Raw genomic sequence first — 17,915 nt, forward strand, 5'->3', positions numbered from 1 at the left:
GCGCAGACACCACCAGGCAACAGCCCGACACAGCCACTACCAACGACGGGCCGCCGACGAATCCGCTGGGTAGATCACGAAACCGTACTGGAGTACTAGACGAGTTATTCCAGAGGGTTCAGGTCAGTTGCTTGTGCATCACGATGCAGGGCCGGCCGTGCTGGACGTCAGGACGGCGGTCGATCTCCTCCCAGCCCAGCGAGCTCCAGAAGGCCAAGGCTGTCGGGTTGTTTTCCAGAACCGCGAGGCGGATGCCATCTCGGCCCTGGTCACGGAACCGGTCCTCGACCAGATCTACCAGCAGCCGACCTACGCCTTGCCGGTGCTGGTTCCCGTCCACAATCAGCAGCCCGATCCAGGGATGCCCATCCTTGGGGTGTCGATGCAGCAGGGAGACCAGGCGGTCCGGCCCTCGGCGTCGCGGGCGAGCAAGACCTCGCAGCCTTCGGTGCAGCGACCCACCGGCCGAGGCCCTCGTCCTGGACGACGACGTCGCCCGCAGCCGCTGGGAGGGTTCCGCCAGCCTGGAGGTGATTGTGGACGAGACGGTACCACCGCTGCCAGGCGGTGTCCCATGCCGGGCACCAACCCGGGGTCGATCACGTCCAGCTCGTCCCGTTGGGCTTCCGTCATGGCCCCGGCCGCCGAGGGCACGGGCTGGCCGGCTGCGCGCAGCTCCTGATACTGGAGCGGGCTGACGAGGTCGGCGGCGCATGGCGGGACAACGCCTATCCCGGGTGCGCCTGCGACGTTCCCTCACGCCTGTACTCGTTCTCCTTCGCGCCCAATCCCGCGTGGAGTCGGCGCTTCGCTCCGCGCGAGGAGATCGGGCAGTACCTCAGGCGCTGCGTTGACGAGTACGACCTGACGCCGAATCTGCGGCTCGGCTGCGAACTACAACGCGCATCACGGACGACGACTGCGAGGCGTCCACCGACGACGCGGTCACGCGGCAGACGGCGTACACGTACGACAGCGCCGACCGGCTGACCGGCAACGGCCGGACCTACGACGCCCTCGGGCGCACCACCGCCAAGGACGGCGTGCAGCTGGCGTACTTCACCGGCGACGGCCTGCGCAGCGAGACTGCGGGCGGCCTGCGCCGGACCTGGGACATCGACGGCGTCGGCCGGACGGCCACCGCCACCACCCAGACCCAGGGTGCGGGCGGCGCCTGGACCACCACCGGCACGGTGACCCAGCACTACGGCGACGAGTCCCCCACCCCCGACTGGGAGGAGCACAGCGACGGTACCCGGACCCGCTTCGTCAACGACATCGCGGGCGCGCTCGGGGCCACCACCTCCGGTGGCAACGTGGTGCTCCAACTGTCGAACGTGCGCGGTGACATCTCGGTCCGACTGGACCTGGCAGACCTCTCGCGCTCAGTGGTGCAGCGGTACGACGAGTTCGGGGTCCCGCTCGGCGAGACCGGCTCCACCCGTTACGGCTGGATGGGCGCCTCGCAGGTCTCCAGCGACACCCTGAGCGGCCTCGTGCTCACCGAGGCGCGCGCCTACGAGCCGGAGACCGGCCGCTTCCTCCAAGTCGACCAAGAGTACGGGGGCGGCTCGAACCCGTACGTGTACTGCGGGGGCGACCCCGTGGGGTGCCGTGACACCAGCGGCCTGGCGAGCTACTACCTGTACTACGACCTCGGCAAGACCGGCGCCTCCGACAAGAAGGTGTTCTCGTACTGGAAGAAGAACTTCAAGGCGATCTTCCCGATCCCCGGATGCCCCAACAAGATCACGCACGAGGGCCAGAAGTTCACCCTCAAGCCGACGATCCTGGGCATTACCAAGAATTTCCCGGTCAAGGCCAACAGCATAGGCAAGAGCTATCTCCAGCTCGGTGCGTTGCGGGGACACCCCGACTGGCCGGGCGGCTGGATCGGCTTCGACCTGTACAAGTCCAAAGGCCGGATGAAGCTGGAGGTCCGCGGCAAGCTCGGCGGCCTCGCCGCCATCCTCAACCGGACCTTCAACAAGAAGATGGCCAAGAAGTACTGGTACAAGCTCGGCGCCAACCTGCGCAAGGTGGTCCGCAACAAGTTCTAGGGCCGCGCGACACACAAAAAACTGAACGTGTTCAATGATGAGCGCAGGATGGCCCGCTTCCCCCTAGGGACGCGGGCCCTCCGCACCTCCCGGAACCACTGCGCGAAGGACAACCCTCATGAACAAGCCCAATTCCCCGAACAAGCCCAGACCCTGGATCAAGGCCGCGCCCTGGAACAAGCCCGGAACCTGGAGCAAGGCCCGCCTCGTCGCCGTCGGCTACGTCGGCCTGGTCACGGCCACCGCCCTGGCCTATGAGATCGCCGGGCGGCCCGAGGCCGCCGACTCACTGCTGACCACCATCTCCTTCCCAGGCGATGTCCTGGTGCTGGTCTTCGTGCTCTATCCGCTGGCCCTGCTGGTCGGCGACGACTCGATCGAAGGGGGCGCCGGTTTCAACATCTTCACCCCCCTGTTCCACGGAACCGGGGCGCTGGTCAACGTCCTGATCGTGTGGGGCGTCATCGCCTTCGTCCGCCACTTCCGGAACGAGGCCCGCCGCAGCGGCGGCCAATGAGCACGCTCAGCCTCAGCAGCGGCCGTTGAGTCCCCCCGGCGTCAGCGGCACTCCGCTCCCGGCAACGTCCGCACGTTCCGGGCCTCCTCGGCGCGTGCGGCAGGCAACGCGTCGACGGAAGGCCATCTCCTCCAGCGTCAGCCCCTGTGGCCGCACCATGTCGCCGCTGCGAGACTGCGGGGATGACCACGCAGCGGCTGCCGGTCTCGGTCCCGGACGAACGTGCACCTGTTCGACGATGCCGGACATCGTTCATCCCATCGAGTGGAGGCCATCGGATGGAGCCCACTGAGTGGGGTCCACCCGATGGGCCCCATCAGAGTGGACGCCATCGAGTGGACTCCACTCTGGGGCGCACCGCGATGTCCGCCACCGCACCAGGTGCGCACCACCCGGCCATGGCCAGCACTCTCGCGCGCCCTCGGTGCACCGCACCCGATGTTCTGCACCGCACCGGTGCGCGCACCGTCGGCCGACCCCTTGACCGGGTGCGGCCTGACGCGCGTCGGACCCCTTGACCAGGTAGGCCACTCGGCACGTTTCTCCTAATCCAGTGCGTAAGCAGACGGCCCGGGACCATGCAACGGCCCGGGCAGCTGCTCACGCAGGACAGCGAATGCCTGGATCCCCCCTGGCCGTCAATGCCTCCTCAAAGAGCGGCATCGCTGTCCGTTGCGGGGTTCGCGGTGATGACGCGGGCGCCGGGCTGATGCCTCCGTTTCCCCGGGCCCTTGAGGCCTCTGTCAAGAGCGGCGCAGCCCGGCGCCTCCGTGGTCACCGCGAAACTCGCGGGGCCCGGTCGGACGTTGATCGTCACGGCGCGAGCCCGCTACAGGGTCGACCTCTTGTTCATCCGCGAGCCCGTGAGCTCTGCAGAAGATCGAGCCCCTGGAGTGCGCTGGTGTCGCGAACGGCTACTGAGATGGCGGACCAACGAGTCCTTGGATTAGGGCGCCGCGTGACCCGCATGTGCTCGTGACCTGCATAAACGGGCGGATCTGGGAGGACAGCTTGATCGTGTTCTGTGGCATCGACTGGGCGGAGCGACACCACGACGTCGCCCTCGTCGACGAAGCCGGCACTCTGCTCGCCAAAGCCCGTATCACCGACGACGCGGCCGGCTACCACCAGCTCCTGGACCTCTTGGCCGATCACGGTGACAGCCCGGACGATCCGATACCCGTGGCCATCGAGACCAGCCACGGCCTCCTGGTTGCAAGCCTGCGCACGGGCAGCCGTCGGCTCTTCGCGATCAATCCGCTGGCCGCCGCTCGTTACCGGGACCGCCACGGCGTCAGCCGAAAGAAGTCCGACCCGGGCGACGCTCTTGTCCTGGCGAACATCCTGCGCACCGACATGCACGCCCATCGGCCTCTGCCGGCCGACTCCGAACTCGCCCAGGCCATCACGGTCCTGGCCCGGGCGCAGCAGGACGCCGTCTGGACTCGGCAGCAGGTCGCCAACCAGGTCCGCTCGCTCCTGCGCGAGTACTACCCTGCTGCTCTGCTGGCCTTTCAGAGCAAGCAAGGCGGTCTGACCAGGGATGACGCCCGTGTCATCCTCACTCTGGCGCCGACCCCGGCCAAGGCCGCGAAGCTCACCCTCGCCCAGCTGCGGGTCGCCCTCAAACGCAGTGGCCGCCTCCGCGGCGGCGACGCGGAAGCCGAGCGGCTGCGGGACGTCTTCCGCGCCGAGTACGCCCACCAGCTCCCCGGCGTCGAGGACGCCTTCGGCCACCAGCTCCTGGCCCTGCTCAAGCAGCTGGACGCCACCTGCCAGGCCGCCGACGATCTCGCGGAGGCGGCCACCGCCGCCTTTCACCAGCACGCCGACGGCGAGATCCTGCTCAGCTTCCCCGGCTTGGGGCCCATGCTCGGCGCCCGCGTCCTCGCCGAGTTGGGCGACGACCGGGCACGGTTCGCCGACGCCAGGGCGCTGAAGTCCTACGCCGGATCCGCCCCATCACCCGGGCCTCCGGCAAGAAGCGTTTCGTCGGCCGACGGTTCGTCAAGAACAACCGCCTCATCAACGCCGGCTTCCTCTGGGCCTTCGCCGCCATCACCGCCTCACCGGGTGCGAACGCGCACTACCGACGCCGACGCGAGCACGGAGACTGGCATGCCGCCGCACAGCGGCACTTGCTGAACCGCTTCCTCGGCCAGCTCCACCACTGCCTCAAGACGCGACAGCCGTTTGACGAACAACGCGCCTTCGCTCCGTTCCTCCAAGCGCCAGCGTGACCCAGTAGCCGGGCCATGTCAGTGCACCTGTCTAGATTCGCCGCGTGACTGAGCCCTCTTACCTTGCCGGGGTCCGGGAGTCGTACGACACCGTGGCCGACGACTACGCCGCCCTCGTCAAATCCCCGTCCGAGCTGGACCCGTTGTCACGCTCGATGCTGACCGCGTTCGCCGAACTCGTGCAGGCATCCGACCGAGGACCGGTCGCAGACCTGGGCTGCGGACCCGGAAGAGTGACAGCGCACATGACCAGACTTGGAGTTTCTGCCTTCGGCATCGATGTGTCCCCAAAGATGATCGAATTGGCCCGAAGCGCCTATCCGGACATGCGCTTCTCCGTGGGCTCCATGACCGCGCTAGAGATCGAGGACGACACGCTCGGTGGCATCCTGGCGTACTACTCCACCCACCACACACCTCCTGAGCTGCTGCCGGTCGTGTTCGCCGAGTTCCACCGCACCCTGGCGCCCGGCGGGCATCTGCTCCTCGCTGGCCACGTAGGCACCGGTGAGCACCGGCGTCCGACACACGGCTATGGCGGCCACCCTGTGTCCTACGCGTCGTATCGGCTGCCCACACACCAGCTTGCTGCGCTGCTGAACCAGGCCGGTTTCACTATCACCGCCCAGCTGGTGCAGGAGCCCGACGAGGAACTGAACTGGAAGTTCGCCAGTTTCCTGGCCTACAAGCCGACTACCGAGGAGGGCAGCTTGACTTCCTAGACCCCTGAGATGTCTTGACACGGCGCGTTTTGGCTGGCGATCAGGTCGCGGTCAAGAGGGTGTGTGATAGAGGAGTCCAGCCCGGCTCCGGCGCGCGGTTGGTGCGGTGCGGCGATGCCGATGGAGCGCACCACGATGGTTGGTGCGGTGCGGGCGGCAGTGGTGCGGGCCCGATGCGCACCGCACCACCGCCGTCCCGGTGCACCTACGCGATGGTCAGGCGCACCGGAAGCGAGCCGGCCGGTGCGGGGTGCGCAGCGACGGCCTGGCTGAAGCCGACGTCTTCCATTTGGCGCAGGACATCGGCGACGGTCTCACCGCACTCTTCCTCGGTGAGGACCTGCCGGACGAAGGCGATGACCGCGCGGGCGACGCCTTCCACCGTTTCTGGCCCGGCCTGCGCCCAGCCGCGCAGGGTGCCCACCAGGACCCGTCCGACGGCCTCCAGGGCGAAGGAGTCGTCGCACGGCTCCGGATCGATGCCGCACAGGGCGGTGACCGGGACGATGATCCGCTCCGCTGCGTCCACGAGCAGTCCGGGCATCCGCGGATCGGCGCTGGCGAACCCGGCGGCCGCTTCGGTGTCGCCGGCCTCCACGGCCCGGACGTAGCTGAAGGCGCTGAGCACCGCGTCCGGCGTCATCGGGACGAGCGGCTTGAAGGGGTTCTGGAACATGGACGGCTCCTCACATACGGGCCGCCCCGCTGATCGCGGCGGCCTCGAACCCGATGCTCGAACCGCGGCCCTGTGGACAGGGTCCGCGCACGGGCGGTGAGCGGACTCGCCTGGTCGGCGCTCGCGTTGCCCCTTGTCCAGTTCCGCTACCTACGACATTCCACCCATTTCGGAAGGGAGAAATCTCCGTCCCGCCACGCTGCGCGACGTCCTGGGAAAAGCCGCTGCCAGACAGGCCATGCCACTGGGAGACTGCGGAGATGACCACGCAGCGGCTGCCGTTCCCCGTCCCGGACGAACGCGCCCACTACTTCGTCGGCAGCTACGCCGACATGCACGACCTCGTTGAGGACCTGGTCGTGCCCTCCGGCGTACCCGAGGCCGCGGCGACCGTCCTGCGTACGGCCCGCGAGCTGCTGCGCCAGTCCTACTACTGCTACGAGTTCTCCACCGTGGCGGTCATGCACTCCCTGATCGCGGTGGAGATCGTGCTGCGCGACCGGATCCCGGACGCGGGCAAGAAGCCGCTGCACCAGCTCATCAAGCAGGGCGCCGCCGACGGGGTCCTGACGGCCCGGCAGGCGGAGTACCTCGACTATGGTCGACAGATCCGCAACAGCATGGCGCACGGCCAGACCACTCACGCGGCGATGCCGCCGGCCATGGCGGTGCCGATGGTGACGACCTCGTTCGCGATCGTCTCCGAGCTCTGCGCCGCACCTGCCTGACGATCACGGATCGGTAACGGCACTCAGTGGAGCGTCACACCGTCGACTTTCGCCACACCTCTAGCAAGTGACGGGGGATTCCATCCGGCCCCCGCGCCACCGCGTGAGGAGCTTCGTCATGACGTACGCCAGCAGCGCCCGGCAGCCCGAACCGGAGCCGCGCCCGACCTGGACAAGGGGTGCCGAGCGGCCTCCGGGCGGCCAGGAATCCAGTGCCGTGAACGGTGCCGCGAACGATTCCAACGTCGTGCCCATCACCGCAGCTCACACCGCCCGCCAGGGGGCCTCCCGGCACGCTGACACCTCTCTCCCTTCCCCTGAGACGTCAGCGAAGGGGAAGAAGCCCACCCCCGCGGCCAAGGTGCGTGCCGATGCGCTGCGGACGCTGGGATGCGTTCGGATAGCCACGGTTCGGCAGATGGCTCATGTGATCACGAGAGAAGACGCCGACGGCCGGTCGTACGTGCGCAGGGCGATGAACAAGCTGGCGGAGCTCGGGCTGGCGGAGACGAACGGCAAGGCCGGACGGCACCCGATCTGGAACCTGACCCCGGCGGGGCAGAAGGCTCTGGCCGACGGCAACGAGCTGCCTCCCCGACCGAAAACCGGCACCGGAGCGAAGGCCGTTCGAGCCGGGTTCGGTCCGCACGGCGTCGCGGTGACGGACATGATCCTCGCCTTCGGCGGCCGCAAGCACCTGACCGACTGGCAGGTGGAGGTCAACCACGCCATCAAGGAGACCGGCCTCAGCTTCAACACCGACGCCGTCCTCGCCCTGCCGACCAAGACCAGCGAGGTGCGCCTCTTCGAGCTCGACAACGGCACCATGTCCCAGGCCCGCCTCGCCAAGGAAGTCTGGGACTACGAGCGCTACGCCGGGCACCGCGTCTGGGAAGGCGCCCGCGGCACGATCGGCGGGACGTACCCGTTCTGGCAGCGCCACCGCTACACCCGCTCGAAGACCTTCCCGCGACTGCATGTTGTCCTGGCGGGCAAGGAGGAGCACCTGCTCGACAACCGCCTCCAGGCGCTCGCCGACGACGTGAAGGGGATCACCGTCGCGGTGTGGGTGAACACGTTGCCCCGGCTCCAGCGGGGCGAGCCCTGGTACGAGATCGACGTCGACGACCTGGACCGCCGCCGCCGGCGCTACCCCGAGCCCGTCAGCCGCTGACGGCTCGGGTTGCCTACGACCGAGCACGCACCGCCGCCGGGGACCTCGCCCGTTCGAGGGAACCGGCGGCTTATGGCTTCGGCCGGCGTTGCCGTGCCGGTTAGCATCCTGCCCGGCTAGTGGCGTACTGCCGATCACCGCCCGCTTCCGGAGCCACGCCGCCGGACGCGGAGGTCAAGGTCCTGCGGGGCCCGCTCCCAACCGTTCTGCGTTCCGCCGTGTCTACGGCAGTCGTACGAGCCGGTGCCAACCTCTGCCACTTGGCCGGAGGGATCGCGGCGGCCTGGGCACACACCGGACAGCGGGTCCTGCTCCTCGAGGAAGCCGAGGACTACTGGCGCTGGACCATGAGCGGCGTGAGGCGCAGCCGGAGCCGCCGCAAGAAGGAGACCGAGCCGGCCACCCCGCCGGAGCCGACGACCAGCACGCTGTGGGCCTCGCCGGACGGCCCCGGCGTCCTGGTACGCCACACCTGCATGTGGGAGGTCCGCGACCTTCGGGGATTGACGTGCGGTCATGCTGCGTGTGGTGTCCAGGTCGGCGAGGTGTAGGGGCCACGTGTTCGTGAGCGATGACTATGGGCATTGAGATGTCGCGGGAGATGGATCAGGGGGGCGTCCATGAGTTGATGCCTCGTCGGAGCAGGCTGCTCTCGTGATAGAAGGAGGGGCCGTAGCGCCGGGTGGACGGAAAAACAGCAAGTATGACGGAAGACGTTGCGACTGAGTTGACTGCGGAGTTGGTGGCTGACGGTTCCGCGCCGCGCGCCCCGGTGGTCTCGCCAGACGGCCGTTGGGTCGTCTACGAAGTGGCGGCGATCGGACAGGCAGGCGAGCGTCCGGTCAGTCACCTTTGGACAGCGGCCGTTGACGGAAGTACGGCGCCCCAGGAACTAACCGCAGGCACGACGGCGGACCGGGCGCCACAGTGGGCGCCGGACTCGGAAGCAGTCTTCTTTCTCTCGGACCGGGCCGAGGGTGGCACCACCCAATTGCATCGGATTCGGTTGGCCGGCGGTGACGTGGAGACCCTGACTGCTTGGAGCGGCGGGATCCACGGCCACCTGCCGCTGAGCGATCCCGATCTGGTCGCCTTCTTCGCGCAGGACGAACCGACCGATGGGGATAGGCGTAGGGCGAGAGAGCGGGACGACGCCCGGGTCTGGGGTGAGCGTGTGCCACTGGACCGGATTCGGCTGCTGGACTTGCGCACCAGGCAGATCCGTACTCCGGTCTCCGTCGGTGATCGTCACGCCGTCGAGATGGTCCAGCGACCTGACGGTGGTCAGCTGGCGGTGCTCACCTGGGCGACGCCCGATCTGGACCCTGGTTCGCAGGCGCCCCGACTCCACCTGCTGGATCTGGAGAGTGAGACGACGCAGGATCTCGGACCGGCAGTGGCACAGGCGTCCTCGCTCACCTGGTGGCGCGCTGCTGCCAGCTGGCACCTGGCATATCTGGCCGTCACTCCACCGGGGCTGGTGGGCGGCACCGCCGTGTTCGACGTTGTGGTGCCGCTCTCCGGGGCTGCGGCCGAGCCCCGCAACCTGACGGACGGGATGACCGCCTGTCCGCTGGGTCTCGCCCAGGTCGCCTCCGGTCCGCCGCTGGTCGTTGTCGCCGACGGCTTGGACACCGCTGTCCACCGACTCGACCCGCGCGGGCCGTTTCTGGTGGAAGTAGCACGTACGGATGGCCTGCTGACGGCGTTGACCGCGAGTCGATCCGGCGATGTCGTCGCTGCCCTGGTGAGTACGGCCTATGAGCCCGTAAACGTCTACGCCGGGGCCCCGAAGGGACCATTGGCCAGGATCAGCGATACCAGGCCCGAGTATCGCCGCATTCGATGGGGTACTCAGGAACGCCTGTCCTACAAGGCGTCCGATGGACTGGCGCTGGACGGTCTGCTGATCCTCCCGGTTGGTAAGACCCGTGACGAGAGGCCCTTCCCCCTCGTCACGTTGGTCCACGGTGGTCCAGACGACCGGTACGCGGACCAGTTCATGCTGGGCGTGCATGTCAGCGGGCAGTGGTTGGCCACCGCCGGTTACGCGGTGCTTCTGCCGAATCTGCGCGGTGGCCAGGGGCACGGTCATGCTTTTGCCGCGAGCGTCGCGGGTGCGGTCGGCATGGATGAGTGGACCGACATCCTCACCGGGATTGATCTGCTGATCACCGGCGGGGTCGCCGACCCGGACCGACTCGGGATCGGGGGATGGAGCCATGGCGGTTTCATGGCTGCCTGGGCCGTCGGGCACACGGACCGATTCCGGGCCAGCCTGATGGGGGCCGGCATCAGGGACTGGGGAATGCAAGCGGCAACCGGCGAATACGGGGCGTTCGAGGCCGCTCTGGGCGGCAGTACCGGTTGGGAGGGAACAGGCCCACACCGGCACGACCAGCTCAGCCCGGTCTCGTTCGCCTCAAAGATCCGTACCCCGGTACTGATCTTGCAGGGCGAGGACGACACGAACGTCTCACCAGCCCAGGCAGAGTTCTTCCACCGCGCTCTGGTCCGGTTCGGCGTCGAGCACGAGTACATCGTCTACCCGCGAGAAGGCCATGGGATACGGGAGCGCAACCACCAACTCGACCTCCTGCGCCGTACGAGGGACTGGTTCGACCGGTGGCTGGCGCCTGAGCGTTGTCCCTGATCAGGCCCCTGATTCGCCCGCCCCGGCCGGTTGCAACTCCTCTTCTCCCCGTACTGATGTATCTGGAGAAGCGTCCCGGGCCTGGAAGGCGGCGGCGAAGGCCGGCGCGGACATCCGCAGCGAGGTCCCGCCGGTCCGATTCACGCGGGCCAGCCGCCCGGCTGCGCTGCTGCCTGGTCTGCAGATACGACGCGAGCGTGTCCATGGGCATGCCATCGTGCTGGCAGCACGCCGCGATCAGCATGGACACCATGTCCAAAGCGTCTGCCGCGTCCGTGGCCCGGTACAACGTCATCCGCTTCCAGTCGCGTGCGACATCAGGCTCGGTGTAGCGCACGACTTCCTGGCAGTTCATGACCACTTCGGACACGAGCTGGCGAACCGCACGGCGCAGCGGTTCGGGCATCGGGGTGGGTTCCATGGCCGCACGCTAAAGCGGGCACGACTCCAGAAACCGGAACCACAGCACCCTGCTCCCTCGGACGGGCTAGGCTCGCCCCCGGCCCGTACCGGAATGGGGTGTGCGGGCAAGGCCCCGGTCCCCGTGACGGGACGCAGTACGGCCGGGGCCGCCCCCGTACTACGAGGCATCGGGCTGCGCGAGTGGCCGGCCAGGGCTTTGCCGCATTCCGCCACAGGAACCCGCCACGCCCGAGACAATCAGGATCACGCCGAACGCCGAAATCGGCTGTGTTCCAGCCACGGTTGAAATTGAAGGGATGCGCATGGCACTGCAGGAGCGTCTGGAGCGTCCGCTGCAACGCGAGCGGTTACTGAAGGCCGCCGGAGTCTCACGCGCCGACTGGTCTGTGCTCCGGCGACATGGCGGGTGGTGGACCAGCACTGCCAGTACCCGTTCAGTCACCACAAGACCTTCCCCTACAAGACCAACCACCACAGACCTGACGAGGATGGTGTTCTGCACGTAGAGCTGGAAGGAGCCGACCTGGCGCGGCTCGTTCAGCGCACGTACATCGCCCGCTTCACGGTGGTCGATGCTGCTCGCCGCGCTGTGTGCCGCCGCGTCTGGGATGCCACAGGTACGGTGCTGGACGGCGTTGACCTGGAAGCCCTTGACGGAAAGCGACTGCCCCCATCGTCTTGGACGCCCGCCTGGGTACCAACTGACTCGCCTTTCCACCGGCAGCACGAGACCTCGGACCTTCCAAGAGTTCTGGGCCCGCCCCGAAGAGCAGCACGCGCCCGGGCAGCGTCCACGTCGTCCAGCGCGGCGCGGCGCACCCGCGAGTTCGTTTGACAGACCCCACCAGAATGTCCGCGTGGGCGGTGACCGTGGCTGGCCGCCGCCCACGCGGGCGTTGCCCGACACCGCCCCCAGGCCGGGAACGTCGCTTCGCCGGGGTGGGATTCAGAGCGGCGAGCGGGGAGCGCCAGCCTTTCTCTACCGCGCAGCTGCTCCCAGTCGACCTCGGGGTGGGCGCAGATGACCGGGCCGACGGACGCTGTGGTGTAGAGCGCGACATCGACGGCCCGGCTTGTACCGAACGAACTGCCCTCGGCGGTATCATCGGCCGCCGGTAGCGTGACCGGCGTGATGGTGGGCACCGAAGAAACCCGGCTGGTCGTCCTGCGCGGCAACAGCGCCTCGGGCAAGTCGTCCATCGCGGCCGGCCTCCGAGAGCGGTTCGGCCGCGGCCTGGCCCTGGTCGGCCAGGACAACCTCCGCCGCACCGTGCTCCGCGAACACGACCGGCCCGGCGCGGCGAACATCGGCCTGATCGACCTGACAGCCCGCTACGCCCTGGACACCGGGTACCACGTCGTCCTGGAAGGCATCCTCTACGCCGACCACTACGGCGACATGCTCGCCCGGCTGCGCGCCGACCACTGCGGCCCGACCCACGGCTACCACCTGGACGTGCCGTTCGAGGAAACCATGGCCCGGCATATCACGAAGCCGATCGCCGACGCCGTCAGCGAGGCGCAACTGAGGGACTGGTACCGGCCGCGCGATCTGCTGCCCGGCGGAGTCGAGACCGTCATCGGCGCGGACAGGACCTCGCCGCGACCGTCCAGTGCATCATGCGCGACACCGGCCTGGACTGCCTCCCGGCCCTCGACCAATGACACATCCGGCCCCACACCGCCCGCACTGCGGCGTGCGAGCCGAGGCCCCGCGGCCTTGACGCCTGCACCGCGGCGCGGGACGGTCGTTGCGCAACTGTGCGCAACTGACTCACAGGGGAGCAAGCGATGGCGTTACGGTTCGTCGGGATCGATCCGAGCACCGGCGGCGAGGGATCACCGACGGTGTGGGTGGAAGAGGAGAGCGCGGACCTGGTCCTCCAGGGCGAGGAAGCCGACGAACTCCTGAAGGCCCAAGTCGGCTTTACCGAGTGGGTGGCCGGCCACAAGACGGGGATCCCCGCACACGAGCGGGTGATCCGGATTCCGGCCCGCATGGTGCCGATTCTGAGGGAGGCGTGCAATGCCGCAGAACGCGCAGCATCTGAACACCGCGACGTTCGCTGAGCTGCTCGCCGACACCCACCACATGGCGGTCCACCTGGAGATGCGCGACGTCTACGCGGTCGGCGACGAAGCCGAGGACTTTGAGAGCTTCCTGCGCACCGGCGCCCCGAACCTCGATCCAGGCCGCTCGTTCTGGCCGCAGTGGATGCCGCTCGTGCAGGACGCGGTCGCCCGCGGCGTGGTCATGCGCCGCGCACGGATCGTCTCCGAGCCGGTCACCGACTACATCCGCTACGAGCACGCCATCACCCCGCTCAACCTTCAGGCCGGAGAGGACGTGCGCTGGCTGCCCCGCCGCCAGGCCGCCGACCTCGCCCTGCCCGGCGCCGACTTCTGGCTGCTGGACGACCGTCTCGTTCAGTTCAACCACTTCACCGGCAACGGCGACTGGGCAGCCAAGGAACGCACCGACAAACCCGCCGTGACAGAGCTCTGCCGTACCGCGTTCGAAACGGTGTGGGAACGAGCCGTCCCGCACGAGAAGTACACCGTCTGAAAACCCCGGCCCCAGGACAGCACCACCCCATGCCCGCCTCCCCGTCGTCCAGAGCACAGGACGCCCGCGAAGCCCTCGCCGCCCGCCTCGCCCACCTGATCCGCGACGCCGGGATCAACGGGCGCGAACTGTCCCGCCGATGCCACTGGGACCCGGCGAAAACCTCCCGCATCCTGCGCGCGAGGACCGCCCCCTCGGACACGGACATCCGCATCTGGTGCGCCGCCTGCGGGGCCGACGACCAAGCCGCCGACCTCGTCGCAACCAACCGAGCCGTCGACTCCATGTACCTGGAATGGCGCCGCCAGCACCAGGCCGGGATGCGCCGTACACAGGAAGACGTCCTCGCCCGCAACGCGGCCGCGCACATGTGCCGGGCCTACGTCTCCAACGTCATCCCCGGCTTCTTCCAGACCGCCGACTACGCGACCGCCCTGATGCGCTCCATCACCGACTTCCAGGGCACACCAGACGACATCACCGAAGCCGTCGCCGCCCGCCTCGCCCGCTCTCGCTTCCTCTATGAAGGCGGTCACCGCTTCGTCGTCCTGATCGAGGAATGGGTCCTGCACACCCGGATCGGCCCCCCCGGCGACGATGGCCGGCCAACTCACACACCTCCCAACTCCGGGCTCATCCGATTCCTCGACCGCCACAACGAGGACCAGGACGACCTCGCGGACGAGAGGGCGGGAAGCGCTGGCCACCCGCACGACACCACCCCCGCAGCGAGGCCCCGGTGAAGCCGAGCACCCACACCGTCCTGCACGACCCCGAAGGCCGGATTGAGGCCGAGCTCCCCCTCGACCGCCGCTCGCACGAACACCTGGTCAAAGCCGTCCTCGCCTGGGGCCGCGACCCGGGCCTGCACGACGCGGACTACCACCAGATCGCACTCCAGCTCACCGGCGCCGCCCGCGCCGTCGCCCATGACCTCCGCACCACCGCCCACCAACTGCCCGAAAACCGCCCGGCCCGCGCGGTCGCCGACCTCATTCTCGAAGACACCGAACGCCGCCTCACCGCTTCACCGCGCGGTACTGTCCGGTGCGTCCAGGGCCGGGCCCTCCTCGTCCGCACTCTGTACGAGCGCCTGGACCGCCTCACCGAAGCAACGACCGGCCGTGATGGGGCGACGGCCTCGCCGACCGAACCAGGTGAAGGCCAACCTCCGTAGCGGAGCGTCCAGTTGATCCCGTCGCTGACGACGGCCCGCGTCTTTGGGGGTGCGCGGCGACCACCTCGTCCGGGCGACGCCGGGGCTGCGGGCGATCCGCTCGGTCTGCGAGGACGTGAGCCCATCGGTCAGCGCGATCGACGCCCCACGAGCAGGAAGTGCCGCCAGGGCACAGGCGTGCCGTCCAGGTCCTCGGCCTCGGGTGAACTCGCACCGAGGGCAGGCCGGACCACCGGGCAGCGCGCCGCCGGCAAGACGGGCCCGCGGGAGCACGGACATGCCCTGGTCGAGTGCCGCGTCTGCACGGTGGTGTCGTCCGTCGGCCCGTACGACAGCTTGCCTGCTTGTCGGAGCGCTATTCGGCCGGGCCGGAGCGGCGTACGTCGGCATACACCCGCGCCCGGACACCGGGCTCGCCCGGGAGACGCCGCACCGACGTCATACCGGAGGTTGCCCAATGCTGCTGGAGGGCCTCCATCACCGCGCACAGGGTGTCCTCATCCGCGGCGGCGACGTCCAGGACCACGAGCCCCGGCTCGGCGACGTGCTGCTCGGCGATCTGCATGCTCTCATCGACGGCCTCGTCCGGCTTGCAGTTCGCCGACGAGGGAAGGAGCATCCGTACGAGGGAGCCGGTCACCAACTCGCCCGGCGCTGGTCGCGTGAACCACCCCCAGCCCGTAGACATGAAGGGCAGCCGCGCCCGCCGACAGGACCGGGCCGGCTGCGCCATCACCGCCGATCTAACAGTCGGCTCGCTGGCCTTCCCGGCCGTGTCCCCTGAACCGCTGACAATGAACAGCGCCTGAAAGAGGCCAGGACGCGGGCCCAGCGAACGCCCGGGGACCAGTAGACCCCTGCAAGGCCGCTCCCCCCGTGCGGGCCAGCGACCCTCGGGGCGGGCGTGGGTACCACGTGAACGGATCCAGTGGCCGGCCGTCGTGGACGGCGATTTCGACGCGAGCGGGGCGGACTTCGAGCGGGACTGGGTGCGGCGCACCGCAGACTGCTGGGATGAGGTCCGCAGGGTGCTGCTGACCCGCGAGCAGGCCATCGAGTACGAGCTGCCCTCGGCCGAGGGTGAGCACGGCGACCCGGGATGGCCGACCTTCGCCGACCGCCACGGGCGACGTCGTCCTGCTGTCCGTCGGCGCCCTGGCCGACATTGAGCGCACCATGCTGTGTATCGCCGAGCGGGGCCGGGCGCAGGTTGTGGTCGTCACGGCCGGAGCCGACGGGGCGTACCTGCTGGCGGACGGAAGCATCCAGCACGTCCCCACGGTCACACCACCGGCGCCGGTGGTGGACTCGAACGGCGCGGGCGACGCCTTCGCCTCGGGATTTCTCTTCGGCTGGCTGGCCGGTGAGACTCCGCAGCGGTGCGCTTTGCTGGGCGCGGTGGCCGGGGCCCACGCCTGCACCGTGCCATCGACACGCATCGATCCCATCGGCCGGGACGCAGTCCTGGCCCAGGCGGCCGCCTACGTGCAGCCTCCGGCACCCGAAGCCGATGCGGTCGGGGCCGCTTGAGTGGCACAGCGGCGCCCTCCGCCCCCAGAGTCATGATCCTGGGCGGAGGCGTCGCCGGGTGCGTGCTGGCGTCGTGCTTGAGCGAGGACCCCAGCCGGCCGGTATGTCTGGTGGAAGCAGGACGGGACTACGGCGCGGACTGGCGCGCGTGGCCCACCAGGACGCTGAACGCCAGGGCGCTGCCGCGTGACGACGTACGGGAGCGCCACTCGGCGGTCCACCGTATTCGTGACGTGTTCTCGGCGGCTCCTCCTGCATCAACGGCTGCTGGAACACTTGGGGATGCAAGGAGGACCACGCGGAAGCCACGCCCGGCGGTGATCACGGCCGTGCTCGGCGGAATGTCACACCGTCGGCTTCCGCCTTCATTTGCGAGACGAGGCGTGTGTCTGCTTGCGGCGGCGGTGTTGCCCACCGGAGACGACGGGCCTGCAGCAGCCCCCGGCCGGCCGACCATGCCGCAGCCCCCGCCTGTCCCGGCACGACGGCAACCTCCTGGGTTTTCCGGCACCGGCCACGGGTGACACCACGTCATCTATTCTCCGCCGAGGTAGCGATGTGTGGGGCGGCGTGATCGAATGTGGGGGTGAGCGACATAGGGCTTTCTCTGGGGCCGCTGGAACGGATCAACGACCGTTGGGTGGTGGGTGATTCCCGGCGGCTGGGCGGCACATGGCTGGAGTTCCGTTCCGGCGGGCTGTACCAGCACGAGCCGAACTCCGAGGGGCAGTTGATTCCCTGGCAGCGGATCATGCTGGTCACCCAATTCACGCTGGGCGCAAAGTATCCGAAGTACTCGTACAGCCCGATGGCACTCCTCGGCGGGCTGCCAGGCCCCTGGAAGGGCCGAGGTCCCGGCTACCTGCACATGACACTGCGCCACCCGTACGAGAACGAGGTAGTCCGTTTCGACCGCCACCCTCACTGGTACAACCCCACCGAACTCGTTTTGTTCCAAACGCTGCTCGCACAGACCGCCGACGCGGGTGAGGCACACAGGTTCGGTGACGCCGACTGGATGGACCGTGCGGTCGAACAGCTGGTACGGCAGCGGCCCTCGACGGCCCGCGGGGTAGAGCAGGCGGTGACCGAGGCGCGACAGGCGTGATCCGCATCGGCGGAGAAAGGACTCAACAGGGCCGACCCCCTGGTGGAAAGCGGAGCGATCAGGCGCATCGAAGGACTCACGCCACTCCCACCGGCCTTGTGTCCGACCATGCGTCCAGGTTCCGGCCGAACCACGCTGGCAGACTGTTGCCGGTTGGCGGGTCTGCGTAGGGAGGGTTTCTGTGGGCTGGGGTTTCGCGGGTTGACTGGGTGATCTTCCGTTCGGGGGGCGGGGTTCCAAGTCGGGGGGCCTTGACCCTTGATCCTGGACACACGAGACACTGGATCCTGAGGATCTGAGAACGGACATCTCGTGGTCATGAAGAACTATCCGCCGCAGTT

The 17,915-nt window shown here is 68.7% G+C and carries 14 protein-coding genes and 7 pseudogenes; 17 read left to right on the forward strand and 4 right to left on the reverse strand.

Going from position 1 to position 17,915, the window contains the following annotated elements:
• Positions 1 to 118: 118 nt before the first annotated feature.
• Positions 119 to 447, reverse strand: a pseudogene (locus AB0E67_RS34830) (GNAT family N-acetyltransferase); the annotation flags it as partial.
• Between the two features lie 228 nt (positions 448 to 675).
• Between AB0E67_RS34830 and AB0E67_RS34835 the strand changes: the two are divergent.
• The 3 genes and pseudogenes from AB0E67_RS34835 to AB0E67_RS34845 all read left to right on the forward strand — a co-directional run.
• Positions 676 to 909: pseudogene (locus AB0E67_RS34835) on the forward strand (4-hydroxyacetophenone monooxygenase); the annotation flags it as partial.
• Positions 910 to 1,043: 134 nt separating this feature from the next.
• Positions 1,044 to 2,060, forward strand: a complete 1,017-nt coding sequence (locus AB0E67_RS34840; protein ID WP_362034658.1) for an RHS repeat-associated core domain-containing protein — start codon at positions 1,044 to 1,046, stop codon at positions 2,058 to 2,060.
• 118 nt (positions 2,061 to 2,178) lie between these two features.
• A complete protein-coding gene (locus AB0E67_RS34845; protein ID WP_362034660.1) occupies positions 2,179 to 2,577 on the forward strand; it encodes a hypothetical protein in 399 nt (132 codons plus the stop codon).
• A 41-nt stretch (positions 2,578 to 2,618) separates the two neighbouring features.
• Here AB0E67_RS34845 and AB0E67_RS34850 read toward each other — a convergent pair.
• Positions 2,619 to 2,736: pseudogene (locus AB0E67_RS34850) on the reverse strand (tRNA pseudouridine(38-40) synthase TruA); the annotation flags it as partial.
• Between the two features lie 837 nt (positions 2,737 to 3,573).
• On the opposite strand from AB0E67_RS34850, the pseudogene AB0E67_RS34855 reads away from it, so the two are divergent.
• Both AB0E67_RS34855 and AB0E67_RS34860 read left to right on the forward strand, forming a co-directional pair.
• A pseudogene (locus AB0E67_RS34855) lies at positions 3,574 to 4,817 on the forward strand (IS110 family transposase).
• Positions 4,818 to 4,861: 44 nt separating this feature from the next.
• Complete coding sequence (locus AB0E67_RS34860; protein ID WP_362034662.1) at positions 4,862 to 5,539, forward strand: class I SAM-dependent methyltransferase; 678 nt, start codon at positions 4,862 to 4,864, stop codon at positions 5,537 to 5,539.
• Positions 5,540 to 5,744: 205 nt separating this feature from the next.
• On the opposite strand, the gene AB0E67_RS34865 is transcribed toward AB0E67_RS34860, so the two are convergent.
• Positions 5,745 to 6,215 (reverse strand): hypothetical protein, encoded by a 471-nt coding sequence (locus AB0E67_RS34865; protein ID WP_362034663.1) that lies wholly within the window; start codon positions 6,213 to 6,215, stop codon positions 5,745 to 5,747.
• 260 nt (positions 6,216 to 6,475) lie between these two features.
• On the opposite strand from AB0E67_RS34865, the gene AB0E67_RS34870 reads away from it, so the two are divergent.
• The 9 genes and pseudogenes from AB0E67_RS34870 to AB0E67_RS34910 all read left to right on the forward strand — a co-directional run bounded on the left by AB0E67_RS34870 (position 6,476) and on the right by AB0E67_RS34910 (position 14,936).
• Positions 6,476 to 6,943 (forward strand): hypothetical protein, encoded by a 468-nt coding sequence (locus tag AB0E67_RS34870; RefSeq protein WP_362034665.1) that lies wholly within the window; start codon positions 6,476 to 6,478, stop codon positions 6,941 to 6,943.
• 118 nt (positions 6,944 to 7,061) lie between these two features.
• On the forward strand, positions 7,062 to 8,117 hold the full coding sequence (locus AB0E67_RS34875; protein ID WP_362034666.1) for a replication-relaxation family protein: 1,056 nt from the start codon (positions 7,062 to 7,064) through the stop codon (positions 8,115 to 8,117).
• A gap of 218 nt (positions 8,118 to 8,335) precedes the next feature.
• On the forward strand, positions 8,336 to 8,668 hold the full coding sequence (locus AB0E67_RS34880) for a hypothetical protein (RefSeq protein WP_362034668.1): 333 nt from the start codon (positions 8,336 to 8,338) through the stop codon (positions 8,666 to 8,668).
• 152 nt (positions 8,669 to 8,820) lie between these two features.
• On the forward strand, positions 8,821 to 10,770 hold the full coding sequence (locus AB0E67_RS34885) for a prolyl oligopeptidase family serine peptidase (protein ID WP_362034669.1): 1,950 nt from the start codon (positions 8,821 to 8,823) through the stop codon (positions 10,768 to 10,770).
• A 1,555-nt stretch (positions 10,771 to 12,325) separates the two neighbouring features.
• Positions 12,326 to 12,858, forward strand: a pseudogene (locus AB0E67_RS34890) (kinase).
• A 126-nt stretch (positions 12,859 to 12,984) separates the two neighbouring features.
• Complete coding sequence (locus AB0E67_RS34895; RefSeq protein ID WP_362034671.1) at positions 12,985 to 13,263, forward strand: hypothetical protein; 279 nt, start codon at positions 12,985 to 12,987, stop codon at positions 13,261 to 13,263.
• Positions 13,220 to 13,759 carry a DUF6879 family protein gene (locus AB0E67_RS34900; protein WP_362034673.1) on the forward strand — a complete coding sequence of 180 codons (540 nt, stop codon included), beginning with the start codon at positions 13,220 to 13,222 and terminating at the stop codon, positions 13,757 to 13,759. Before AB0E67_RS34895 ends, AB0E67_RS34900 begins: the two co-directional genes overlap by 44 nt.
• A gap of 29 nt (positions 13,760 to 13,788) precedes the next feature.
• Positions 13,789 to 14,380 (forward strand): annotated as a pseudogene (locus tag AB0E67_RS34905) (Scr1 family TA system antitoxin-like transcriptional regulator); the annotation flags it as partial.
• 118 nt (positions 14,381 to 14,498) lie between these two features.
• Complete coding sequence (locus AB0E67_RS34910) at positions 14,499 to 14,936, forward strand: restriction endonuclease (protein WP_362034675.1); 438 nt, start codon at positions 14,499 to 14,501, stop codon at positions 14,934 to 14,936.
• 355 nt (positions 14,937 to 15,291) lie between these two features.
• On the opposite strand, the gene AB0E67_RS34915 is transcribed toward AB0E67_RS34910, so the two are convergent.
• Positions 15,292 to 15,624, reverse strand: a complete 333-nt coding sequence (locus AB0E67_RS34915; protein WP_362034677.1) for a DUF6207 family protein — start codon at positions 15,622 to 15,624, stop codon at positions 15,292 to 15,294.
• 253 nt (positions 15,625 to 15,877) lie between these two features.
• On the opposite strand from AB0E67_RS34915, the gene AB0E67_RS34920 reads away from it, so the two are divergent.
• The 3 genes and pseudogenes from AB0E67_RS34920 (at position 15,878) to AB0E67_RS34930 (ending at position 17,574) form a co-directional block, all read left to right on the forward strand.
• Positions 15,878 to 16,105: a hypothetical protein gene (locus tag AB0E67_RS34920; protein WP_362034681.1), complete on the forward strand. Its 228-nt coding sequence runs from the start codon at positions 15,878 to 15,880 to the stop codon at positions 16,103 to 16,105.
• A pseudogene (locus tag AB0E67_RS34925) lies at positions 16,065 to 16,466 on the forward strand (PfkB family carbohydrate kinase); the annotation flags it as partial. The gene AB0E67_RS34920 and the pseudogene AB0E67_RS34925, both read left to right, overlap by 41 nt.
• A gap of 586 nt (positions 16,467 to 17,052) precedes the next feature.
• A complete protein-coding gene (locus AB0E67_RS34930) occupies positions 17,053 to 17,574 on the forward strand; it encodes a hypothetical protein (protein WP_362034679.1) in 522 nt (173 codons plus the stop codon).
• The last annotated feature ends 341 nt before the right edge of the window (positions 17,575 to 17,915 follow it).

Origin of the sequence: Streptomyces sp. NPDC032161 (genome assembly GCF_040636995.1) — a bacterium.
In the GTDB taxonomy this organism is placed as follows: domain Bacteria; phylum Actinomycetota; class Actinomycetes; order Streptomycetales; family Streptomycetaceae; genus Streptomyces.

Coding starts and splice junctions, on each gene's coding strand:
- AB0E67_RS34865 (WP_362034663.1), bottom strand. CDS start 6,215: ATGTTCCAGAACCCCTTCAAGCCGCTCGTCCCGATGACGCCGGACGCG.
- AB0E67_RS34915 (WP_362034677.1), bottom strand. CDS start 15,624: ATGTCTACGGGCTGGGGGTGGTTCACGCGACCAGCGCCGGGCGAGTTG.
- AB0E67_RS34900 (WP_362034673.1), top strand. CDS start 13,220: ATGCCGCAGAACGCGCAGCATCTGAACACCGCGACGTTCGCTGAGCTG.
- AB0E67_RS34870 (WP_362034665.1), top strand. CDS start 6,476: ATGACCACGCAGCGGCTGCCGTTCCCCGTCCCGGACGAACGCGCCCAC.
- AB0E67_RS34885 (WP_362034669.1), top strand. CDS start 8,821: ATGACGGAAGACGTTGCGACTGAGTTGACTGCGGAGTTGGTGGCTGAC.
- AB0E67_RS34895 (WP_362034671.1), top strand. CDS start 12,985: ATGGCGTTACGGTTCGTCGGGATCGATCCGAGCACCGGCGGCGAGGGA.
- AB0E67_RS34875 (WP_362034666.1), top strand. CDS start 7,062: ATGACGTACGCCAGCAGCGCCCGGCAGCCCGAACCGGAGCCGCGCCCG.
- AB0E67_RS34845 (WP_362034660.1), top strand. CDS start 2,179: ATGAACAAGCCCAATTCCCCGAACAAGCCCAGACCCTGGATCAAGGCC.